The organism is Burkholderia stabilis, from assembly GCF_001742165.1.
Lineage (GTDB): Bacteria > Pseudomonadota > Gammaproteobacteria > Burkholderiales > Burkholderiaceae > Burkholderia > Burkholderia stabilis.
Window position 1 is genome coordinate 460,693 of record NZ_CP016442.1, and the last position, 17,021, is coordinate 477,713.

Consider the following 17,021-nt stretch of genomic DNA (forward strand, 5'->3'; position numbering starts at 1 on the left):
GTGAGAGTCAGCGGCGGCGCGCGGCGCGCCATGCGATCCACAGCTTGCGGATCGGCGTCAGTGCGATGCGCTGGTGAAGCACCTGGTAGCCGTCGCGTTCGATCTCGTCGAGCAGCGCGCCGGCCAGGGCGATCTGCGCGCGCAGCGTGCGCTGCGCGCGGCGTTCGGATGCGGGGATCGCCGCTTCGGCGGCCGCGAGCGCTTCGCGTGCGCGGGTCGTCTGGAATTGCAGCAGCTCGGTGAAGGCCGGGCTGTAGCGACGGTTCAGCAGATCGGCCGCGGTCACGTTGTAGCGCTGCAGTTCGTCGATCGGCAGGTAGATGCGGCCGTGGCGCGCATCGTTGCCGAGTTCCTGCACGAATTGCGCGAGCATCAGCGCACGGCCGGCGTCGGCTGCCCACGGTTGCGGGTCGGCCGGGTTCGCGGCGCTTGCGCGTGCGACCAGCGACGCGAAGGTGCCGCCCACCTGTGCGATATAGCGCTGCAGGTTCGCGAAATCGAGGTAGCGCGCCTGTTCGAGATCCATCCCGTAACCGTTCACGAGCGTGCGCAGCGCGTCGGCCTCGGCGGCGATCGCCGGATGATGCTGCGCGAGTGCCTTCGTGACGGGGTGCGACGGCTGCCCGTCGGCCAGCGCGGCGAGCTCCTTGTGCCACCACGCGAGCTTCGTGTGTCCGACGGTCGGGTCGCTGGTTTCCTTGACGGTTTCCTCGAGCTCGCGGCGCAACGCGAACAGCGCGGTCAGGCGCGGTTGCGCGGCGAGCGGCGCCTGACGCAGCGCGTAGTAGACGCTGGAGCCTGCGGGGGCGGCCTTTTGCTGACAGTAGTCGTCGAAGTTCACGGGCGGAATCGTGTCGGGGGCGGGTTCGGGGGACGCGCAGCGGCGCGTGGCCGGAACGTCGAGCGCGGCATTCTAGCACCGCTGCACGACGGACGCCGGCAGGGCGAGACAAGGCTGCACGGATCGGGTAGAATCTCGCGCTCGCCTGATCGGGCGTGCCGGTTTTCAGCCGGCGAGAGGTCCCGGGCGCGCGGTGAATGCATATTGCGTTCCTGTTCCGCGCGGTCAGGCGACACAGCATGCGCGTGAGTGGCGAAATTGGTAGACGCACCAGGTTTAGGTCCTGACGCCCGCAAGGGTGTGCCGGTTCGAGTCCGGCCTCACGCACCAGAAGCAGAGCGCGCACCCGTCAGGGTGACGTTCACGAAAAAGCGCTGCCGGTCGGCTGACCGCAGCGCTTTTTTGTTTTTACCGGTTCCCGGTCTTTCCCGATACGCGGGCCTTGTCGAGCACGCACGGAAAATCGTGCCGCGTGTAATATCGTGTTCACTTCTCATATAAGAAACACGATCACGCTGAGGGCCATCGATGAAGAACACCGTACGCTTGCCGATTTCCGTTCTGGCGCTGATGCTGGCCGCGCCGGCATTTGCCGCGACGCCCGCCGACAATGTCGCGTGGAGCGCGAAGCCCGTGCAGACGGTTGCATCGCCGCCGGAGTGCACCGGTTACTCGGGGCGGCTGATTCCGAGCAGCGAGCCGCCGTCGACGGAATCCGTGCTGAAATCGGTCGGTACGATGCTGGCCGGCTTCGCGCTCAGCCGCACCGGCGGATATCAGGGCGAAGCGCCCAATCCGTGCGCACACACCGGCCTGTGATCGGTTCGCAAGCGAACCGCAGGTATCGCCGCTTCATTTGAACAGGCTTGATGACAAGCGCCGCGCGTCGCCCCGACCGCGGCGCTTTTCCGTTTCTAGCCCGTCTAATCCCAGAAACTCCGGATCGCGACCGCCACGATCACGGGCACCGAGAACACCAGCGGGATCGCGAAATACTGCGCTTCGCGATCGACGATCCAGCTATAGATCACCCACGCCGCACCGATGGCGAACGTCACGAGGCCGACCACCACGGCGGCGATGTTCAGCACCAGCTTCGAAGGCTGGTGGCGCGTTTTGGCATTGTCGTTGTTATCGCGCGGGGACGATTTCATCGGAAGAGTGCGGCCTCGGGCCGGAACAGGGATAGAAGCACAGGAAACCCCATCCGCACGGATCGCGCAAGGGCCGGCGCATGCCGGCCCCGTCATGTTCATTCCTGCGCGTTACACGTTACAACCCGAACGACGCCGCCAGTTCATCGAGCAGCTCGCGCTGGAACGCGACGAACCGCTCACCCGGCTGCTGCGCGATCGCGAGATCGAGCATCGGATCGGCGACGTCGGTGCGAATGCCGGCCAGTTCCTCGACGATCGCCAGCCCGCAGAACGGCACGTACGCCTCCGAATAACCACCTTCGTGAACGATCACGAGCCGCCCGCCGCAATGGCGCTGCGCGGCGTCCTTCACCGCGCGCGTCATGAACCGGTAGCTGTCGGTATGCAGCTGCATGCGTGCGAGCGGGTCCACCGCGCTCGCGTCGAGGCCGCTCGCGACGACGATCAGCTCGGGCCGGAAACGCGCCAGCGCCGGCAGCACCATCCGCTCGAACGCGTAGCGATACGCGTCGTCGCCGCTGCCCGCGAGCAGCGGCACGTTCAGGTTCGCGCCGATGCCCGCGCCTTCGCCGCGATCGTCCGCGCCGCTGTAGCCGGGCGGGAAGCAGCGGTCCTGATGCAGCGAGATCGTCAGCGTGTCCGGATCGTCGTAGTAGATCGACTGCGTGCCGTTGCCGTGATGCACGTCCCAGTCGATCACGGCGACGCGCTCGATGCCGTGTTTCGCGCGGGCGGCCTCGATCGCGATCGGGATGTTCGCGAGCAGGCAGAAGCCCATCGGGCGGTCGCGCAGGCAATGATGGCCGGGCGGCCGCGACAGCGAAAATGCATTGGCCGCACGCTCGGCGACGACCGTATCGACTGCCGCGATCGCAAGGCCGGCCGACAGCGCGGCGATCTCGTAGCTGCCCTTGCCGAACGGTGCGAGGTCGCCGAGGTCGCCGCCATTCGCGTCGCTGAGTGCGCGGAATGCGTCGAGATAGTGCGCGGGATGGATGCGCAGCAGGTCGCCGGTCGTGGCCGGTTCGGCGCCGCGCAGGTCGAGTTGTGCCGCCAGGCCCGAGGCCTGCACGAGCGACAGGAAGCGGCGCTTCGAATCGGGCGATTCCGCGTAGCCCGCGCTCGACGGCGGCTGGACCCAGCCGCCGACCGGGAAGAACAGCGCATGCGTGCCGCCGGTATGCCAGAAAGTGCGTTCGTCGGTGAAGAAGGCAGTGCGATTCATGGATGTGCGTGACCTGTCACGGTTGGGAGGAAACGGAAGGGCGTGCGCGGCGGTCGATGTGACGCAACGCGGCGTACGAGACGATCGCGACGGCCGTCGCGCCCGCGAACAGCGCATGCATCGTGCCGCCCGCATCGAGCATCAGCCCGGCGAGCAGCGGGCCGGCCGCGAGGCCGGCGCCGATCACGAAGTTGAGCGTCGCGACGAGGCGGCCCGATGTGTCGATCTGCGCGACGGTCGCGAGGATGAACGGCAGCACGAACGTCCACGCGAACTTGAACGCGAAGATCGCCGCGCCGTAGCCGCCGGCGTGCCGCATCGCGGCGAGTGCGACGAGCGACGCCGCGAGCAGCGCGTAACCGGCGGCCAGCATCGCGCGCCGCGCGAGCCGGCCGCCCGCGCAAGACGCGAGCGCCGCGCCGGCGATCCCCATCACGCTCGCGATCGCGAGCACGTTGCCGGTCGACTGCGGATCGAGCCCGGCCTCGGCGGCGGCGCGGCTCGCGAAGGTCCAGACGCTGCCGATCGCGAGATAGAACGTCAGCACGGCACCGATCGCGAGCGCAACGAAATGCCGCGGCACATGCGTTGCGTTGCCGTGCGCAGTTGGCGCGTTCGCCGTCCGTGCGCCGAGCGACGACGGAAAGCCGCGCGACAGCGGTGCCGCGAGCAGCGCGAGCGCGGCGAGCGCGACATACAGCGCGCGCAGCCCGAATGCGGCGAACACATGCGGCAGCACGAACAGGCCGATCGCGCCCGCGATCAACTGGCCGACGACCCACAGCCCGTACACGCGGTCGCTGTTCTCGCTCGTTGCCGCGCTCGTCATGCAGAGCACCATCAGCGAACCGCCGCCGAGCGCGGTGACGGCGCGCAGCGCGAGCAGCGCGGCGAAGCCCGGCATCCACAGCGCGGTCAGCAGGTTGCCCGCGCCGAACAGCGCGATCGCGCACGCGGCGACGCGGCGCGCGTCGACCCGGCCGAGCCACAGGTAAGACGGCACGGTCGCGAGGCTGAACGCACCGAGTTCGACGAAGAAGTAGGTGCCGATTTGCGACGCGGACAGCCCGAGCTGCGTCGCGAGCTGGCCAGCGACGGCCGGCGCGACGAGCAGCAGCAGCGGCGTGATGGCCGCGAACACGATGAGCGCGACGAGCGTCGAGCGCGCGAAGCCCGACGCGCGGCGGTCGGGCGGGAGTACGGCATCCGGGGACAGGGTTTTCATGGCGGGATCTCGTAGGGGGAATCAGAACAGGTGGTACATGCCAACCATCGCGCCGAACTGAGACGCACCGGCGAGCGGCGTCGGGTCGTATTCGTAGACGGTCTGTGAGCTCTGGCCGCTGTTGCGCGCATAACCGAGGTTCACGTACGCGACGGTGCGTTTCGACAGCGCATACGTGGTGCTCGCGATGAAGAGCGTCGGATGGCCGATCGCCGGTGTGCGCGAATCGGTGTGGTAGACCCCGGCGTTCAGGCCGATGCCGTTCGACGTCAGGTAACGCGCGCCGCCCCAGACGATCGTGCGCGCCGCGTCGAGATCGCCCGTCAGGCGTTCGACGCCCGCGTAGACGGTGAGCGGCAGCGTGGCGAACGCATAACGCGCGGCGAGCGTGCCGAGTTCGCGCCGCCGCGCCGACGTGTCGTCGGGCCCCGACACGTCGCCGTGCGCCTGGTGCAGCACCGCACTGACCGACAGGCCGTTGCTCGTGTACTGGCCGCCGAGTTCGAGCACGCGCCCGGCACGCGTATTGCCGGCGACGCCGGCCGTTGCGGCGAGTGCCTCGACGTCGAAGCCGGCGAACGTCGGCGACTGGTACTTGACCGAGTGGTCGATGAAGTTCGCGTTCATCGGCACGATCACGCCCTGGCCGCTGTACGACGCGTACCAGAGCGGGTCGTAGAACAGCGTCTTGTCGAACAGCACGCTGAATTGCCGCCCGAGCGTGACGGTGCCCACGGGCCCCGCGATGCCTACGTACGCGCCGCGGAAGAACGCATAGCCGGGCGCGGTCGCGGTGCCGTCGTTGATGTTGATGCCTTGTTCGAGCTTGAACAGCGCGCGCCAGCCGCCGCCGAGATCCTCGTTGCCCTTCAGCCCGATCTGCGACGGCAGGATGCCGTAGTTCTGCAATTGCACGGCCGAGCGGCGCCCGTCGGCATGCGTCAGGTATTGCACGCCGGCGTCGAGCGCGCCGTACAGCGTGAGGCTCGACTGCGCATGCGCCGCGCCGCCGAATGCGGCGAGCGTCGCGGCGGCGGCAGCCGTGCGGATGAAGCGGGGTTTCATGACGTGAGGTTCTCCATACCGTCCTGCATCGTTTTGTCGTTGGTGTTGTCGCGACGCAGTGTCCGCAGAGGGAAAACCGCCGAACAGTCGTACAGATGAACGGTGCGGAAAACCCGCGGTGCGCGGCTTGGACGCCGCGCAATGCCGCGGCGCGGCGTGCTGCAGGGCAGCAACGGGCCGCGCACCGTTCAAATGGATGGGGTTGCCGCCGGTTCCGCCGGCGTGGCCCGTCAAAAAAGCCGGTCGCTATAATCGGCCGGTCTCGTTGCGCACATCAGCAGCCCGATCGGGCAGGGGAGCGGAAGGTGAGGATCACGACGGATATCGGGCAGGATCTCGATGCGTTGCGCGACGTGCCGGCCGCCATCGTGCTCGGCGAATTCGGGTGGCCGCCGCTGCCGTCGCGTCGCGCCGATTTCGACGGCGTCACGCGCGGCGACGCCTCGCAGCGCGAACTCGGGCTGATGCTGCTCGACCTGTACGCGGTCGCCGCGCAGTCCGGCATCGGCGAATTCGAATACCGCTTCTTCTCGCTGCTGCAGGCGCTCGTTCCGTTCGACGCCGCATGGACCGGTGTCGCGACGCACGTGCCGACCGGCCCCGTGATGCACAACAGCTTCCTGTATCGTCTGCCGCACGCGTTCTTCAGCGACTGGAAGCGCGTGCGCGATTGCGACCCGCTCGCGCACCGCACGTTGCACGGCGCGCACGGACGCGCGGTGCGGCTGTCGGTCGTCGAGCCAGGGCTCGATGCGCGGTTTCGCGACTGGTGCGTGAAGTACGGGCTCGCGCAACTGATGTGCGTGTGCACGCTCGATCGCCGCTTCGGGCTGACGACGTTCATGTCGATCTACCGGCAGGGCCTGAATCGCCCGTTCAGCGACGACGACGCGCGCCGTTTCGAGGAGGTGATTCCGCATCTCGCGGCCACGCTCACGATCAATCGCGCCGCGCAGCTCACCCGCGAGCGCGGCGATGCGGTGGCGCCGGCGGTGCGCGCGCTGTGCGACAACTTCGGCGTGCTTCACCACGCCGATCACGGTTTCGACGACGTGCTGCGCACCGAATGGCCGGCATGGGCCGGCGCGCGCGTGCCGGAGCCGCTCGTCGCGCACTTGCGGCGCCAGTCAGCCCAGCCGTTCGTCGGCGACGCGCTGCGCATCCGGTGCGTGCCCGTTGCAGGGCTGTTCCAGATCGAGGCGCGGCCGCGCTCGCTGCTCGATCGGCTGAGCCCGCGCGAACTGGCGGCGATTCGTTACTACGGCGCCGGACGCTCGCACAAGGAAGTCGCGCAGCAGATGGCGATTTCGCCGACGACCGTGCGTCACTACCTGCGTTGCGCGTACCGCAAGCTCGGCATGCACGACAAGAGCCAGATCGCGGGTGTGCTCGGCGCGACGGGCGGCGCGGCCGACGACGAACCGGTGGAAACCGGCGGCGAGCCGCGCTGAATCGCCCGTACGGGAAGGCGCCGCGCACCGCTTCGAGAATGGTTGTTCCCGCAACCATTGAGCGTTATGCTCGTCAGCTCCCAGGAGACGGAATTCCATCATGAACGACACGAATTCAGGGTCGATGCGCGCGGCGGTGGTCGGGGTCGGCGCGATCGGCGGATTGCTCGCGGCCGCGCTGTCGCGAGCCGGCATGACCGTGAGCGCGTACGCGCGCGGCGCGACGCTCGACGCACTGAACACGTACGGCGTGCGCGTGATCGACGAGGCGGGTGTCGCATCGTCGGTCCCGGTGCGCGCGAGCGACGATGCGGCGGCGCTCGGCGTGCAGGACTACGTGGTGATCGCGCTGAAGGCGCAGGCGCTGCCGGCGCTGGCTGCGCGCATTGCGCCGCTCGTCGGGCCCGGCACCGTGATCGTCGCCGCGATGAACGGACTGCCCTGGTGGTTCACGCACGGGCTCGAAGGGCCGATCGACGGCGTGCCGCTCGACGCGGTCGATCCGGCCGGTGCGGTGTCGGCGGCGTTGCCGCCCGCGCAGGCGATCGGCTGCGTGGTGCACCTGTCGTCGAGCACCGATGCGCCGGGCGTCGTGCGCCGCGGGCGCGGCAACCGGCTGATCGTGGGCGCGCCCGATCCGCGGCTCGATACGGCCACCGCGCGGTTCGCCGCGGCGCTCGCGGCGGGCGGCTTCGACGTCGAATCGACGCCCGCGATCCGTGCCGAGATCTGGACGAAGCTGTGGGGCAACATGAACATGAATCCGCTGAGCGCGCTGACGGGTTCGACGGCCGAGCAGCTGCTCGACGATCCGTTCACGCAGAGTCTCGCGCTGCGGATGATGGAGGAGGCTGCGGCGATCGGCGCGAAGCTCGGCCTGTTCACGGGAATGACCGGCCCCGAGCGGATTGCGCTCACGCGCAAGCTCGGTGCGTTCAGGACGTCGATGCTGCAGGATTTCGAAGCGGGGCGTTCGCTCGAGATCGGGCCGATCCTCGGCGTGTTTCCTGAACTCGGGCGCAAGCTCGGCGTGCCGACGCCGTATTGCGACGCGGTGCTGGGCTTGTTGCGCCAGCGCGCGGCGAACAGCGGGCTGTAGCGCGCAGGAGGCCGCTGCATCCGCATGTGCGGTCGAGGATCGGCGGCGCGATCCTGCGCTTTGTGTTTCACCGCATCAAGCAAATCAGGCCGCCCATGTCGCGGTTCAAGCGACGCGGGCGGCCTGTTTGATTCGTCGGATCAATACGGCTTGCGACGAGACACGATGCAGCTCAGTCGTCCCGCTCGATCGCGTGCGCGACGACCTTGTCGAGCAGCCGTTCGAACGTCTGGCGTTCGCTGTCGGACAGGCACGCGAGCAGGCCTTCGTTCCACTTGCGCACGATCGGCATGATCTTGCGATGCAGCGCGCGACCGTCGGCGGTCAGTGCGATCAGCACGATCCGGCCGTCCTCCTCGCTCGCGCTGCGTTCGAGCAGCCCCTGGCGCAGCAGCGCTTCGGCTGCGCGGCTCGCCTGGCTCTTGTCGAGGTTGGTGTGGCGCGCGAGATCCATGATCGAGAACGGGCCGAACGCGCCGACGGCGGCGATCACGCGTGCCTCGGGCAGCGAGATGTCGAGCTTGTCCCGGTACACGTCGCCGATCCCGCGGTCGGATCGCTTCGTGAGCGCGTGGAGGCGATAGGTCAGAAACTGATCGAGCCCGGCTTGACGGCCTTTCATGTCGAATCCTGAAGAAAAAGGGCGGGCCCGATTGTTCCTGTATCGCGCGCTCGGGTCAACGGTCAGTGTGCGCCGTATTTCAGGCGCGTCAATTGTTCCGCCTCGTTCGCGAGCAGATTCGCCGCGTCGCGGATCGCGACGTCGAGCGTGATCGGCCCGGGAGCCGGCGAGAAGCAGCCGGAAAAATGTTCGGACAGGCGCGGCAGCGCGGCCGGGTCGACCGCGCCCGACAGCAACGACGCCGGCACGCCCGCGGCTTGCGCGTGGCGGCACGCGATGAACGGCGCCTTGCCGTGCAGCGTCTGCACGTCGGAGCGGCCTTCGCCGGTGATCAGCCAGTTGGCGCCGGCGAGCGCCGTATCGAGCCCGACCTGCCGCGCGACCACTTCCGCGCCGGCTTCGAACTGCGCGCCGAGCATGTGCAGCGCGAAACCGAGGCCGCCGGCCGCGCCGGCGCCCGGCAGGTTGCGGCTGCGACGGTCGAGCGCGGCTTCGAGCAAGTCGGCGAAGCGGGCGAGGGCGGCGTCGAGGGTCGCAACCTGCTCGGGCGTCACACCCTTTTGCGGGCCGAACACGGCGGTTGCGCCATGCGCGCCCGTCAGCGGGTTGTCGACGTCGGACATGCCGACGAATTCCGTTTCCTTCAGGCGCGGGTCGAGCCCCGACGCGTCGATACGCGCGATGTCGGCGAGCCGCGACGGCACGGGCTCGACCGGTTGGCCACCTGCATCGAAGCACTGCAGGCCGAGGCCCGCGAGCAGCCCGGCGCCTGCGTCGTTGGTGCTGCTGCCGCCGAGCGCGACGAAGAAGCGGCGCACGCCTTCGTCGAGCAGCGTGCGGATCGCTTCGCCCATCCCGCGCGTGCTGCGCGCATCGACCGGCACGCTCATGCCGACCGGGTCGGTAATGCCGACGATCTCGGCCGTCTCGACGATCGCAGTGCGCGCGTCGATCACGCCGACCGCTGCGTCGCGCGCCGCGAGCGACGCGCCGGCCACCCGCAGCGAGCGCCGCGTGCCGCCGCCTGCCAGCATCGCGTCGAGCGTGCCTTCGCCGCCGTCGGCCATCGGGCAGCAGCGCACGACGGCGTCGGGCCGGGCGCGGCGGATGCCGGTGGCGATCGCGTCCGCGACCTGCTCGGCGGAAAGCGAGCCTTTGAACGAATCGGGCGCGATGACGACGACAGGCGCGGACGGGTGTTGCGGCATGGTGTCTCCGGAAGGCGTGATTGGTGTGACGAATAATGGGGGCCGCAGCAGCGGCGCACCCTCAATCGGAGCTTACAGGATGGCGGGCCCGCGGTGGATACGGCGTTCGGCATAGCGGCGATCCGCGCGCATTGCGCTGCAAAGGGCTGCCGACACGGCGGGGACGCATGCGTGTCGTGCTGATCTGGCGGTGCAAGGAAAATTGTTTGCTAGAATAGTCGATTCTTCCGGCCAAAGCCGTGCTCCGAGCCGCTTGCGCTAGCCATTCGGCGCGTGCAGGGATGGCGTGGCGCTCCGGCGCGGCGTGTATGCGTGACGCAATAGCGCCGCAGGCAGGCACGGCAAGGAAAACCCGATTCGCTCGAATAATTTTAGGACGATTGAAGCCATGGCTAACGTTGTTGAGAACCTCGGCAAGCTTGAACGCCGCGTGACGATTTCCCTGCCGAAAGACACCGTGCAGAAGGAAATCGACGCCCGTATCCAGAAACTCGCGAAGAACGTGCGCATGCCGGGTTTCCGCCCGGGCAAGGTGCCGCTGAAGATGGTCGCGCAGCAGTACGCGGGTCAGGTCGAGGCGGAAGTGCTGAGCGACAAGATCGGCCAGGAGTTCTTCACGATCAGCCGCGCGGAAAACCTGCGCGTTGCCGGCCAGCCGAGCTTCGAGCCGAAGCAGGAACAAGCCGAAGATGCGTACGCGTTCGACGCGACGTTCGAGGTCTACCCGGAAGTGAAGATCGGCGATCTGGCGACGGCTGAAGTCGAGCGCTCGACCACGTCGATCGGCGACGCCGAAATCGACCGCACGCTGGACATCCTGCGCAAGCAGCGCGTGCACTTTCACGCACGCGGCGAAGCCGGCGAGCACGGCGACGGCGGCGCGGACACCGCAGCCAAGAACGGCGACCGCGTGACGGTCGACTTCGTCGGCAAGATCGACGACGTCGCGTTCCAGGGCGGTACGGCCGAAGACTTCCCGTTCGTGCTCGGCGAAGGCCGCATGCTGCCGGAATTCGAAACCGCGGCGCTGGGCCTGAAGGTCGGCGAAGCACGCACGTTCGACCTGAAGTTCCCGGACGACTACCACGGTGCCGACGTGGCGGGCAAGACCGCGCAATTCACGGTCACGATGAAGAAGATCGAGTGGGCGCACCTGCCGGAAATCGACGGTGAATTCGCGAAGTCGCTCGGCATCGAAGACGGCGACCTCACGAAGATGCGCGGCGAGATCAAGGAAAACCTCGAGCGCGAAGCCAAGCGCCGCACGCAATCCATCGTCAAGAATCAAGTGATGGACGCGCTGCTGAAGATTTCCGAACTCGACGTGCCGAAGGCGCTGATCGAGCAAGACCAGCAACGCCTCGTCGAAATGGCTCGCCAGGATCTGGCGCAGCGCGGCGTGCCGAACGCGAAGGACGCACCGATCCCGGCCGAGATGTTTGCCGAGCAGGCAGAGCGTCGCGTGAAGCTGGGCCTCGTGCTGGCCGAGCTCGTGAAGTCGAACGGCCTGGAAGCGAAGCCGGAACAGATCCGTGCGGAAGTCGACGAGTTCGCGAAGAGCTACGAAGACCCGAAGGAAGTGGTCCGCTGGTATTATTCCAACCAGCAGCGCCTCGCCGAGATGGAAGCGTTCGTCGTTGAAAGCAACGTCGTCGATTTCGTGCTGGGCAAGGCGAAGGTGACGGACAAGGAAGTGAGCTTCGAGGCACTCGCGAGCGCATCGGCGCAAGCGTAAGTGTCGCTCTAGCGGCGTGCCGGCTGTCGGAGCGACGGCCCGCACGCCGTTTTTACGTCAAGCGCACGGTTGCCATTAATATGGCGATTGAGCGGGCGGCTTCCCTCCGTTCAATTTTCCATTCGAACAAGGTTCATTGAATGATCACTCGCGCTGAATTGCTGGACATGCTTGCTTCGAACGCGCCGCAAGGTTTCGAGGCGCAAGCGTTGGGGCTCGTGCCGATCGTCGTCGAAACGAGCGGCCGCGGCGAGCGTTCGTACGATATCTATTCGCGTCTCCTGAAGGAGCGCCTGGTGTTCATGGTCGGCGAAGTGAACGACCAGACCGCCAACCTCGTGGTCGCGCAGTTGCTGTTCCTCGAGAGCGAGAATCCCGACAAGGACATCAGCCTCTACATCAACAGCCCGGGCGGGTCGGTGTCGGCCGGCATGGCGATCTACGACACGATGCAGTTCATCAAGCCGGACGTGTCGACGCTGTGCATGGGTCTCGCGGCCAGCATGGGTGCGTTCCTGCTCGCGTCGGGTGCGAAGGGCAAGCGCTTCGCGCTGCCGAACTCGCGCGTGATGATTCACCAGCCGCTCGGCGGCGCACGCGGCCAGGCATCCGACATCGAGATCCAGGCGCGCGAAATCCTCTACCTGAAGGAGCGGCTGAACCAGTTGCTCGCACAGCACACGGGTCAGGACGTCGAGCGCATCGCGCGCGACACCGACCGTGATAACTTCATGTCGAGCGAAGACGCGAAAGCGTACGGGCTGATCGATCAGGTGCTGCTGAAGCGCCCGTGAACTTAAGTGGGGTGCCGCCCCGATTCGCGCGGCGCCCCTGCGATGTCCCGCACGCCCTGAGCATCTGCGGCAAGCGCATCCGGCCGGCTCCGGTCGCGCCCTAGGCGCGGCGCTCGGAGCATTCGGCGTATCATGTCATTTACCTGTCCGGAGGCTCTACATTCATGGCGGACAAAAAAGGTTCGAACAGCGAGAAGCTGTTGTATTGCTCGTTTTGCGGGAAAAGCCAGCATGAGGTGAAAAAACTCATCGCGGGCCCGTCGGTGTTCATCTGCGATGAATGTATCGACCTCTGCAACGAGATCATTCGCGACGAGGCGGCTGCCGCCGGCGTCGAGGCCAGCCTGTCCCGGTCGGATCTGCCGAGCCCGCAGGAAATTCGCGACATCCTCGATCAGTACGTGATCGGCCAGGAGCGCGCGAAGAAGATCCTCGCGGTGGCCGTGTACAACCACTACAAGCGCCTGAAGCATCTCGACAAGAAGGACGACGTCGAGCTGTCGAAGAGCAACATCCTGCTGATCGGCCCGACGGGCTCCGGCAAGACGCTGCTCGCGCAGACGCTCGCGCGGTTGCTCAACGTGCCGTTCGTGATCGCCGATGCGACGACGCTGACCGAAGCCGGCTACGTCGGCGAGGACGTCGAGAACATCATCCAGAAGCTGTTGCAGAACTGCAACTACGAGGTCGACAAGGCCCAGCGCGGGATCGTCTACATCGACGAAATCGACAAGATCAGCCGCAAGTCGGACAACCCGTCGATCACGCGCGACGTGTCGGGCGAGGGTGTCCAGCAGGCGCTGCTGAAGCTCGTCGAGGGCACGATGGCGTCGGTGCCGCCGCAGGGCGGCCGCAAGCATCCGAACCAGGATTTCATCCAGGTCGATACGACCAACATCCTGTTCATCTGCGGCGGCGCGTTCGACGGTCTCGAAAAGGTGATTACCGACCGTACCGAGAAAACCGGTATCGGCTTCGGCGCGACGGTCAAGAGCAAGCAGGAGCGTGACGCGGGCGAAGTGCTGCGCGAAACGGAGCCGGAAGACCTGATCAAATTCGGTCTGATCCCCGAATTGATCGGCCGCCTGCCGGTGGTCGCGACGCTCGGCAAGCTCGACGAAGCCGCGCTGATGAAGATCCTGGTCGAGCCGAAGAACGCGCTCGTCAAGCAGTATCACAAGCTGTTCGCGATGGAACGCGTCGAGCTGGAAATCCGGCCGGGTGCCCTGCAGGCAGTAGCCCGCAAGGCGATCCGCCGCAAGACCGGCGCGCGCGGTTTGCGTTCGATCATCGAACAGGCATTGCTCGACGTGATGTACGAGCTGCCGACGATGAAAGGGGTCAGCAAGGTCATCATCGACGAGAACGTCATCGATGGCGACGGCAAGCCCTTGCTGATCTACGAGGACACGCCGAAGGTGGCGGGTTCGAACTGACCGGCTTGCCGACGATGTTCTGCGAAAAAGGCCGTTCATGAGTCCGTGGGCGGCTTTTTTTCGTTTATCTTGTGGGTAACTCTGACTCGACACGCGGTGGTTACTTTCTTACCGAATATTTCCCGCACTTGAAGGCTTGCAATTCGTTGTGGCGGCCTCAATTACCGAACAATTGATTCCACTCATGGGGAAATGAAATGTCAGGCACCCAACTTCTCCCGCCGGAACGCATCACGCTCCCGCTGCTGCCGCTGCGGGACGTCGTCGTTTTCCCGCACATGGTGATTCCGCTCTTCGTGGGCCGGCCGAAATCGATCAAGGCCCTCGAAGCAGCGATGGAAGGCGGCAAGCACATCATGCTCGTCGCCCAGAAAACCGCGGCCAAGGACGAACCGACCGAAAAGGACATGTACGAGGTCGGCTGTATCGCCAACATTCTGCAGATGCTGAAGCTGCCGGACGGCACCGTGAAGGTGCTCGTCGAGGGCTTGCAGCGCGCGAAGGCGTTGTCGATCGAAGAACAGGAGACGCAGTTCTCCTGCGAAGTGATGCCGCTCGAGCCGGATCACGCCGACAGCGCTGAAACGGAAGCGCTGCGCCGCGCGATCGTGTCGCAGTTCGACCAGTATGTGAAGCTGAACAAGAAGATCCCGCCGGAGATCCTCACGTCGCTGTCGGGTATCGACGAGGCTGGCCGTCTCGCGGACATGATCGCCGAGCGCCTGCCGCTGAAGCTCGACCAGAAGCAGCACATCCTCGAGATGTTCCCGGTCATCGAGCGCCTCGAGCACCTGCTCGCGCAGCTCGAAGCAGAGATCGACATCCTGCAGGTCGAAAAGCGCATCCGCGGGCGCGTGAAGCGCCAGATGGAAAAGAGCCAGCGCGAGTACTACCTGAACGAACAGGTCAAGGCGATCCAGAAGGAACTGGGCGAGGGCGAGGAAGGTGCCGATCTCGAGGAACTCGAGAAGCGCATCAACGCCGCGCGCATGCCGAAGGAAGCCAAGAAGAAGGCCGACGCCGAGCTGAAGAAGCTGAAGCTGATGTCGCCGATGTCGGCGGAAGCCACCGTCGTGCGCAATTACATCGACACGCTGATCGGCCTGCCGTGGCGCAAGAAGAGCAAGGTCAACAACGACCTGTCGAACGCCGAGCAGGTGCTCGACGAGGATCACTTCGGCCTCGAGAAGGTCAAGGAGCGCATCCTCGAGTATCTCGCGGTGCAACAGCGCGTCGACAAGGTCAAGGCACCGATCCTGTGCCTCGTCGGGCCCCCGGGCGTCGGCAAGACCTCGCTCGGCCAGTCGATCGCCCGTGCGACGAACCGCAAGTTCGTCCGGATGGCGCTCGGCGGCGTGCGTGACGAAGCCGAGATCCGCGGCCACCGCCGTACGTATATCGGTTCGATGCCGGGCAAGATTCTGCAAAGCCTCGCGAAGGTCGGCGTGCGCAATCCGCTCTTCCTGCTCGACGAAGTCGACAAGATGGGCATGGATTTCCGCGGCGATCCGTCGTCGGCGCTGCTCGAAGTGCTCGATCCGGAACAGAACCACACGTTCGCCGACCACTACATCGAAGTCGACTTCGATCTGTCGGACGTGATGTTCGTTGCGACGTCGAACTCGCTGAACATCCCGCCGCCGCTGCTCGACCGGATGGAAGTGATTCGTCTGTCGGGCTACACGGAAGACGAGAAGGTCAGCATCGCGCAGCGTTACCTGCTGCCGAAGCAGAAGAAGAACAACGGCCTGAAGGAAGGCGAGATCGACGTCACCGAGCAGGCGATCCGCGACATCATCCGCTATTACACGCGCGAAGCCGGTGTGCGTTCGCTCGAGCGGGAAGTGTCGAAGATCTGCCGCAAGGTCGTGAAGATGCTGCTGCTGAAGAAGGCATCGGGCGCGATCAAGGTCGACGGCGAAAACCTCGACACGTTCCTCGGCGTGCGCAAGTACGACTTCGGTCTCGCGGCGAAGGAAAACCAGGTCGGTCAGGTGACGGGCCTCGCGTGGACGGAAGTTGGCGGCGACCTGCTGACGATCGAAGCCGCGGTGATGCCGGGCAAGGGCAACGTGATCCGCACGGGTTCGCTCGGTGATGTGATGAAGGAGTCGGTCGAGGCTGCGCGTTCGGTCGTGCGCTCGCGTTCGCGCCGTCTGGGTATCAAGGACGAAGCGTTCGAGAAGCAGGACATCCACATCCACGTGCCGGAAGGCGCGACGCCGAAGGATGGTCCGTCCGCTGGCGGTGCGATGACGACCGCGCTGGTGTCGGTGCTGACGGGTATCCCCGTGCGTGCCGATGTCGCGATGACGGGCGAAATCACGTTGCGTGGCGAAGTGCTGCCGATCGGCGGGCTGAAGGAAAAGCTGCTCGCAGCGCATCGCGGCGGCATCAAGCTCGTGCTGATCCCGGAAGAGAACGTGAAGGATCTCGCGGACATTCCGGACAACGTGAAGAACGCGATCGAGATCGTGCCGGTCCGCTGGATCGACAAGGTGCTGGAGCTCGCGCTCGAGCGTTCGCCGACTCCGCTGCCGCCGGAAGAAGAAGCGAAGGCAGCGGCGCCGGTCGGCGAGGCGGCGAAGGATGCCGGCTCGACGGAAGTCGTCAAGCACTGAGCACCCGAACGCCGTCCTGACGGTTGTTCACGAAACCCGCGGCGTGTCCGCGGGTTTTTTTATGCTCGAGTGAATCGTGCGTGTGTGCCGCAGAAAAAAATCTGCGTCCGGGCTTGGCAAAATGATCGGGGATGAATTAAACTTGCGGGCTCGCTGGTTGTTGATGCGGAAACGCAGATCGCAGCCAGAACGAATCGGAAACGGGTGCTTAGCTCAGCTGGTAGAGCGGCGCCCTTACAAGGCGTAGGTCGGGGGTTCGAACCCCTCAGCACCCACCAGTTTCCTGATTCAGCCAGACCAAGGAGCGGTAGTTCAGTCGGTTAGAATACCGGCCTGTCACGCCGGGGGTCGCGGGTTCGAGTCCCGTCCGCTCCGCCAGAAAATGAAGAAGCCCGCCTTGCGCGGGCTTTTTCATTTGTATTTCCGGTTGCGCCCGCTGGCGGGCGCGTGAGTGCGGGGCGGGGGAAGCCGCTTGCACGGCTTTCGGTGGAACTCGAAGGGTCGCGCTCGCGACCTGCAGGATGCAAGCGAGCCAGTCCGCT

The 17,021-nt window shown here is 66.1% G+C and carries 14 protein-coding genes and 3 tRNA genes; 10 read left to right on the forward strand and 7 right to left on the reverse strand.

The window, feature by feature from the left end:
- Positions 1-7: 7 nt before the first annotated feature.
- Entirely contained in the window at positions 8-841 is an 834-nt protein-coding gene (gene hpnD, locus BBJ41_RS02260) for a presqualene diphosphate synthase HpnD (RefSeq protein WP_069745134.1), read from the reverse strand.
- Positions 842-1,084: 243 nt separating this feature from the next.
- On the opposite strand from hpnD, the gene BBJ41_RS02265 reads away from it, so the two are divergent.
- Positions 1,085-1,171: transfer RNA gene (locus BBJ41_RS02265), tRNA-Leu, on the forward strand.
- 198 nt (positions 1,172-1,369) lie between these two features.
- Positions 1,370-1,660 carry a hypothetical protein gene (locus tag BBJ41_RS02270; RefSeq protein ID WP_069745135.1) on the forward strand — a complete coding sequence of 97 codons (291 nt, stop codon included), beginning with the start codon at positions 1,370-1,372 and terminating at the stop codon, positions 1,658-1,660.
- Between the two features lie 104 nt (positions 1,661-1,764).
- On the opposite strand, the gene BBJ41_RS02275 is transcribed toward BBJ41_RS02270, so the two are convergent.
- From BBJ41_RS02275 to BBJ41_RS02290, 4 genes are all read right to left on the reverse strand, one after another.
- The gene (locus BBJ41_RS02275; protein WP_069745136.1) at positions 1,765-1,995 is read right to left on the reverse strand and encodes a hypothetical protein; all 231 of its coding nucleotides are present in this window, start codon (positions 1,993-1,995) and stop codon (positions 1,765-1,767) included.
- A gap of 118 nt (positions 1,996-2,113) precedes the next feature.
- Positions 2,114-3,223: a class II histone deacetylase gene (locus tag BBJ41_RS02280; protein ID WP_069745137.1), complete on the reverse strand. Its 1,110-nt coding sequence runs from the start codon at positions 3,221-3,223 to the stop codon at positions 2,114-2,116.
- 16 nt (positions 3,224-3,239) lie between these two features.
- Positions 3,240-4,448, reverse strand: coding sequence for an MFS transporter (locus tag BBJ41_RS02285; protein ID WP_069745138.1), 1,209 nt, complete (start codon positions 4,446-4,448; stop codon positions 3,240-3,242).
- Between the two features lie 21 nt (positions 4,449-4,469).
- A complete protein-coding gene (locus BBJ41_RS02290; protein WP_069745139.1) occupies positions 4,470-5,513 on the reverse strand; it encodes a porin in 1,044 nt (347 codons plus the stop codon).
- Positions 5,514-5,818: 305 nt separating this feature from the next.
- On the opposite strand from BBJ41_RS02290, the gene BBJ41_RS02295 reads away from it, so the two are divergent.
- Together BBJ41_RS02295 and BBJ41_RS02300 are read left to right on the forward strand one after the other, a co-directional pair.
- A complete protein-coding gene (locus tag BBJ41_RS02295; protein WP_069745140.1) occupies positions 5,819-6,964 on the forward strand; it encodes a helix-turn-helix transcriptional regulator in 1,146 nt (381 codons plus the stop codon).
- A 100-nt stretch (positions 6,965-7,064) separates the two neighbouring features.
- Complete coding sequence (locus BBJ41_RS02300) at positions 7,065-8,063, forward strand: 2-dehydropantoate 2-reductase (RefSeq protein WP_069745141.1); 999 nt, start codon at positions 7,065-7,067, stop codon at positions 8,061-8,063.
- Positions 8,064-8,235: 172 nt separating this feature from the next.
- On the opposite strand, the gene BBJ41_RS02305 is transcribed toward BBJ41_RS02300, so the two are convergent.
- Both BBJ41_RS02305 and BBJ41_RS02310 read right to left on the reverse strand, forming a co-directional pair.
- On the reverse strand, positions 8,236-8,685 hold the full coding sequence (locus BBJ41_RS02305; RefSeq protein WP_069745142.1) for a MarR family winged helix-turn-helix transcriptional regulator: 450 nt from the start codon (positions 8,683-8,685) through the stop codon (positions 8,236-8,238).
- A 62-nt stretch (positions 8,686-8,747) separates the two neighbouring features.
- Positions 8,748-9,893 carry a glycerate kinase gene (locus tag BBJ41_RS02310; RefSeq protein ID WP_069745143.1) on the reverse strand — a complete coding sequence of 382 codons (1,146 nt, stop codon included), beginning with the start codon at positions 9,891-9,893 and terminating at the stop codon, positions 8,748-8,750.
- A 388-nt stretch (positions 9,894-10,281) separates the two neighbouring features.
- Here BBJ41_RS02310 and tig point away from each other — a divergent pair, with 388 nt between their 5' ends.
- From tig to BBJ41_RS02340, 6 genes are all read left to right on the forward strand, one after another.
- A complete protein-coding gene (gene tig / locus BBJ41_RS02315) occupies positions 10,282-11,628 on the forward strand; it encodes a trigger factor (protein WP_069745144.1) in 1,347 nt (448 codons plus the stop codon).
- Positions 11,629-11,768: 140 nt separating this feature from the next.
- On the forward strand, positions 11,769-12,422 hold the full coding sequence (clpP, locus tag BBJ41_RS02320; protein WP_010092137.1) for an ATP-dependent Clp endopeptidase proteolytic subunit ClpP: 654 nt from the start codon (positions 11,769-11,771) through the stop codon (positions 12,420-12,422).
- A gap of 164 nt (positions 12,423-12,586) precedes the next feature.
- Positions 12,587-13,858, forward strand: coding sequence for an ATP-dependent Clp protease ATP-binding subunit ClpX (gene clpX / locus BBJ41_RS02325; protein WP_006489345.1), 1,272 nt, complete (start codon positions 12,587-12,589; stop codon positions 13,856-13,858).
- Positions 13,859-14,055: 197 nt separating this feature from the next.
- On the forward strand, positions 14,056-16,479 hold the full coding sequence (gene lon, locus BBJ41_RS02330) for an endopeptidase La (protein WP_006489349.1): 2,424 nt from the start codon (positions 14,056-14,058) through the stop codon (positions 16,477-16,479).
- A gap of 202 nt (positions 16,480-16,681) precedes the next feature.
- Positions 16,682-16,757: transfer RNA gene (locus BBJ41_RS02335), tRNA-Val, on the forward strand.
- A gap of 23 nt (positions 16,758-16,780) precedes the next feature.
- A tRNA-Asp gene (locus BBJ41_RS02340) sits at positions 16,781-16,857 on the forward strand.
- Positions 16,858-17,021: the final 164 nt, after the last annotated feature.

Coding starts and splice junctions, on each gene's coding strand:
- clpP (WP_010092137.1), top strand. CDS start 11,769: ATGATCACTCGCGCTGAATTGCTGGACATGCTTGCTTCGAACGCGCCG.
- BBJ41_RS02270 (WP_069745135.1), top strand. CDS start 1,370: ATGAAGAACACCGTACGCTTGCCGATTTCCGTTCTGGCGCTGATGCTG.
- clpX (WP_006489345.1), top strand. CDS start 12,587: ATGGCGGACAAAAAAGGTTCGAACAGCGAGAAGCTGTTGTATTGCTCG.
- BBJ41_RS02300 (WP_069745141.1), top strand. CDS start 7,065: ATGAACGACACGAATTCAGGGTCGATGCGCGCGGCGGTGGTCGGGGTC.
- lon (WP_006489349.1), top strand. CDS start 14,056: ATGTCAGGCACCCAACTTCTCCCGCCGGAACGCATCACGCTCCCGCTG.
- BBJ41_RS02280 (WP_069745137.1), bottom strand. CDS start 3,223: ATGAATCGCACTGCCTTCTTCACCGACGAACGCACTTTCTGGCATACC.
- BBJ41_RS02305 (WP_069745142.1), bottom strand. CDS start 8,685: ATGAAAGGCCGTCAAGCCGGGCTCGATCAGTTTCTGACCTATCGCCTC.
- BBJ41_RS02285 (WP_069745138.1), bottom strand. CDS start 4,448: ATGAAAACCCTGTCCCCGGATGCCGTACTCCCGCCCGACCGCCGCGCG.
- BBJ41_RS02275 (WP_069745136.1), bottom strand. CDS start 1,995: ATGAAATCGTCCCCGCGCGATAACAACGACAATGCCAAAACGCGCCAC.
- BBJ41_RS02290 (WP_069745139.1), bottom strand. CDS start 5,513: ATGAAACCCCGCTTCATCCGCACGGCTGCCGCCGCCGCGACGCTCGCC.
- tig (WP_069745144.1), top strand. CDS start 10,282: ATGGCTAACGTTGTTGAGAACCTCGGCAAGCTTGAACGCCGCGTGACG.
- BBJ41_RS02310 (WP_069745143.1), bottom strand. CDS start 9,893: ATGCCGCAACACCCGTCCGCGCCTGTCGTCGTCATCGCGCCCGATTCG.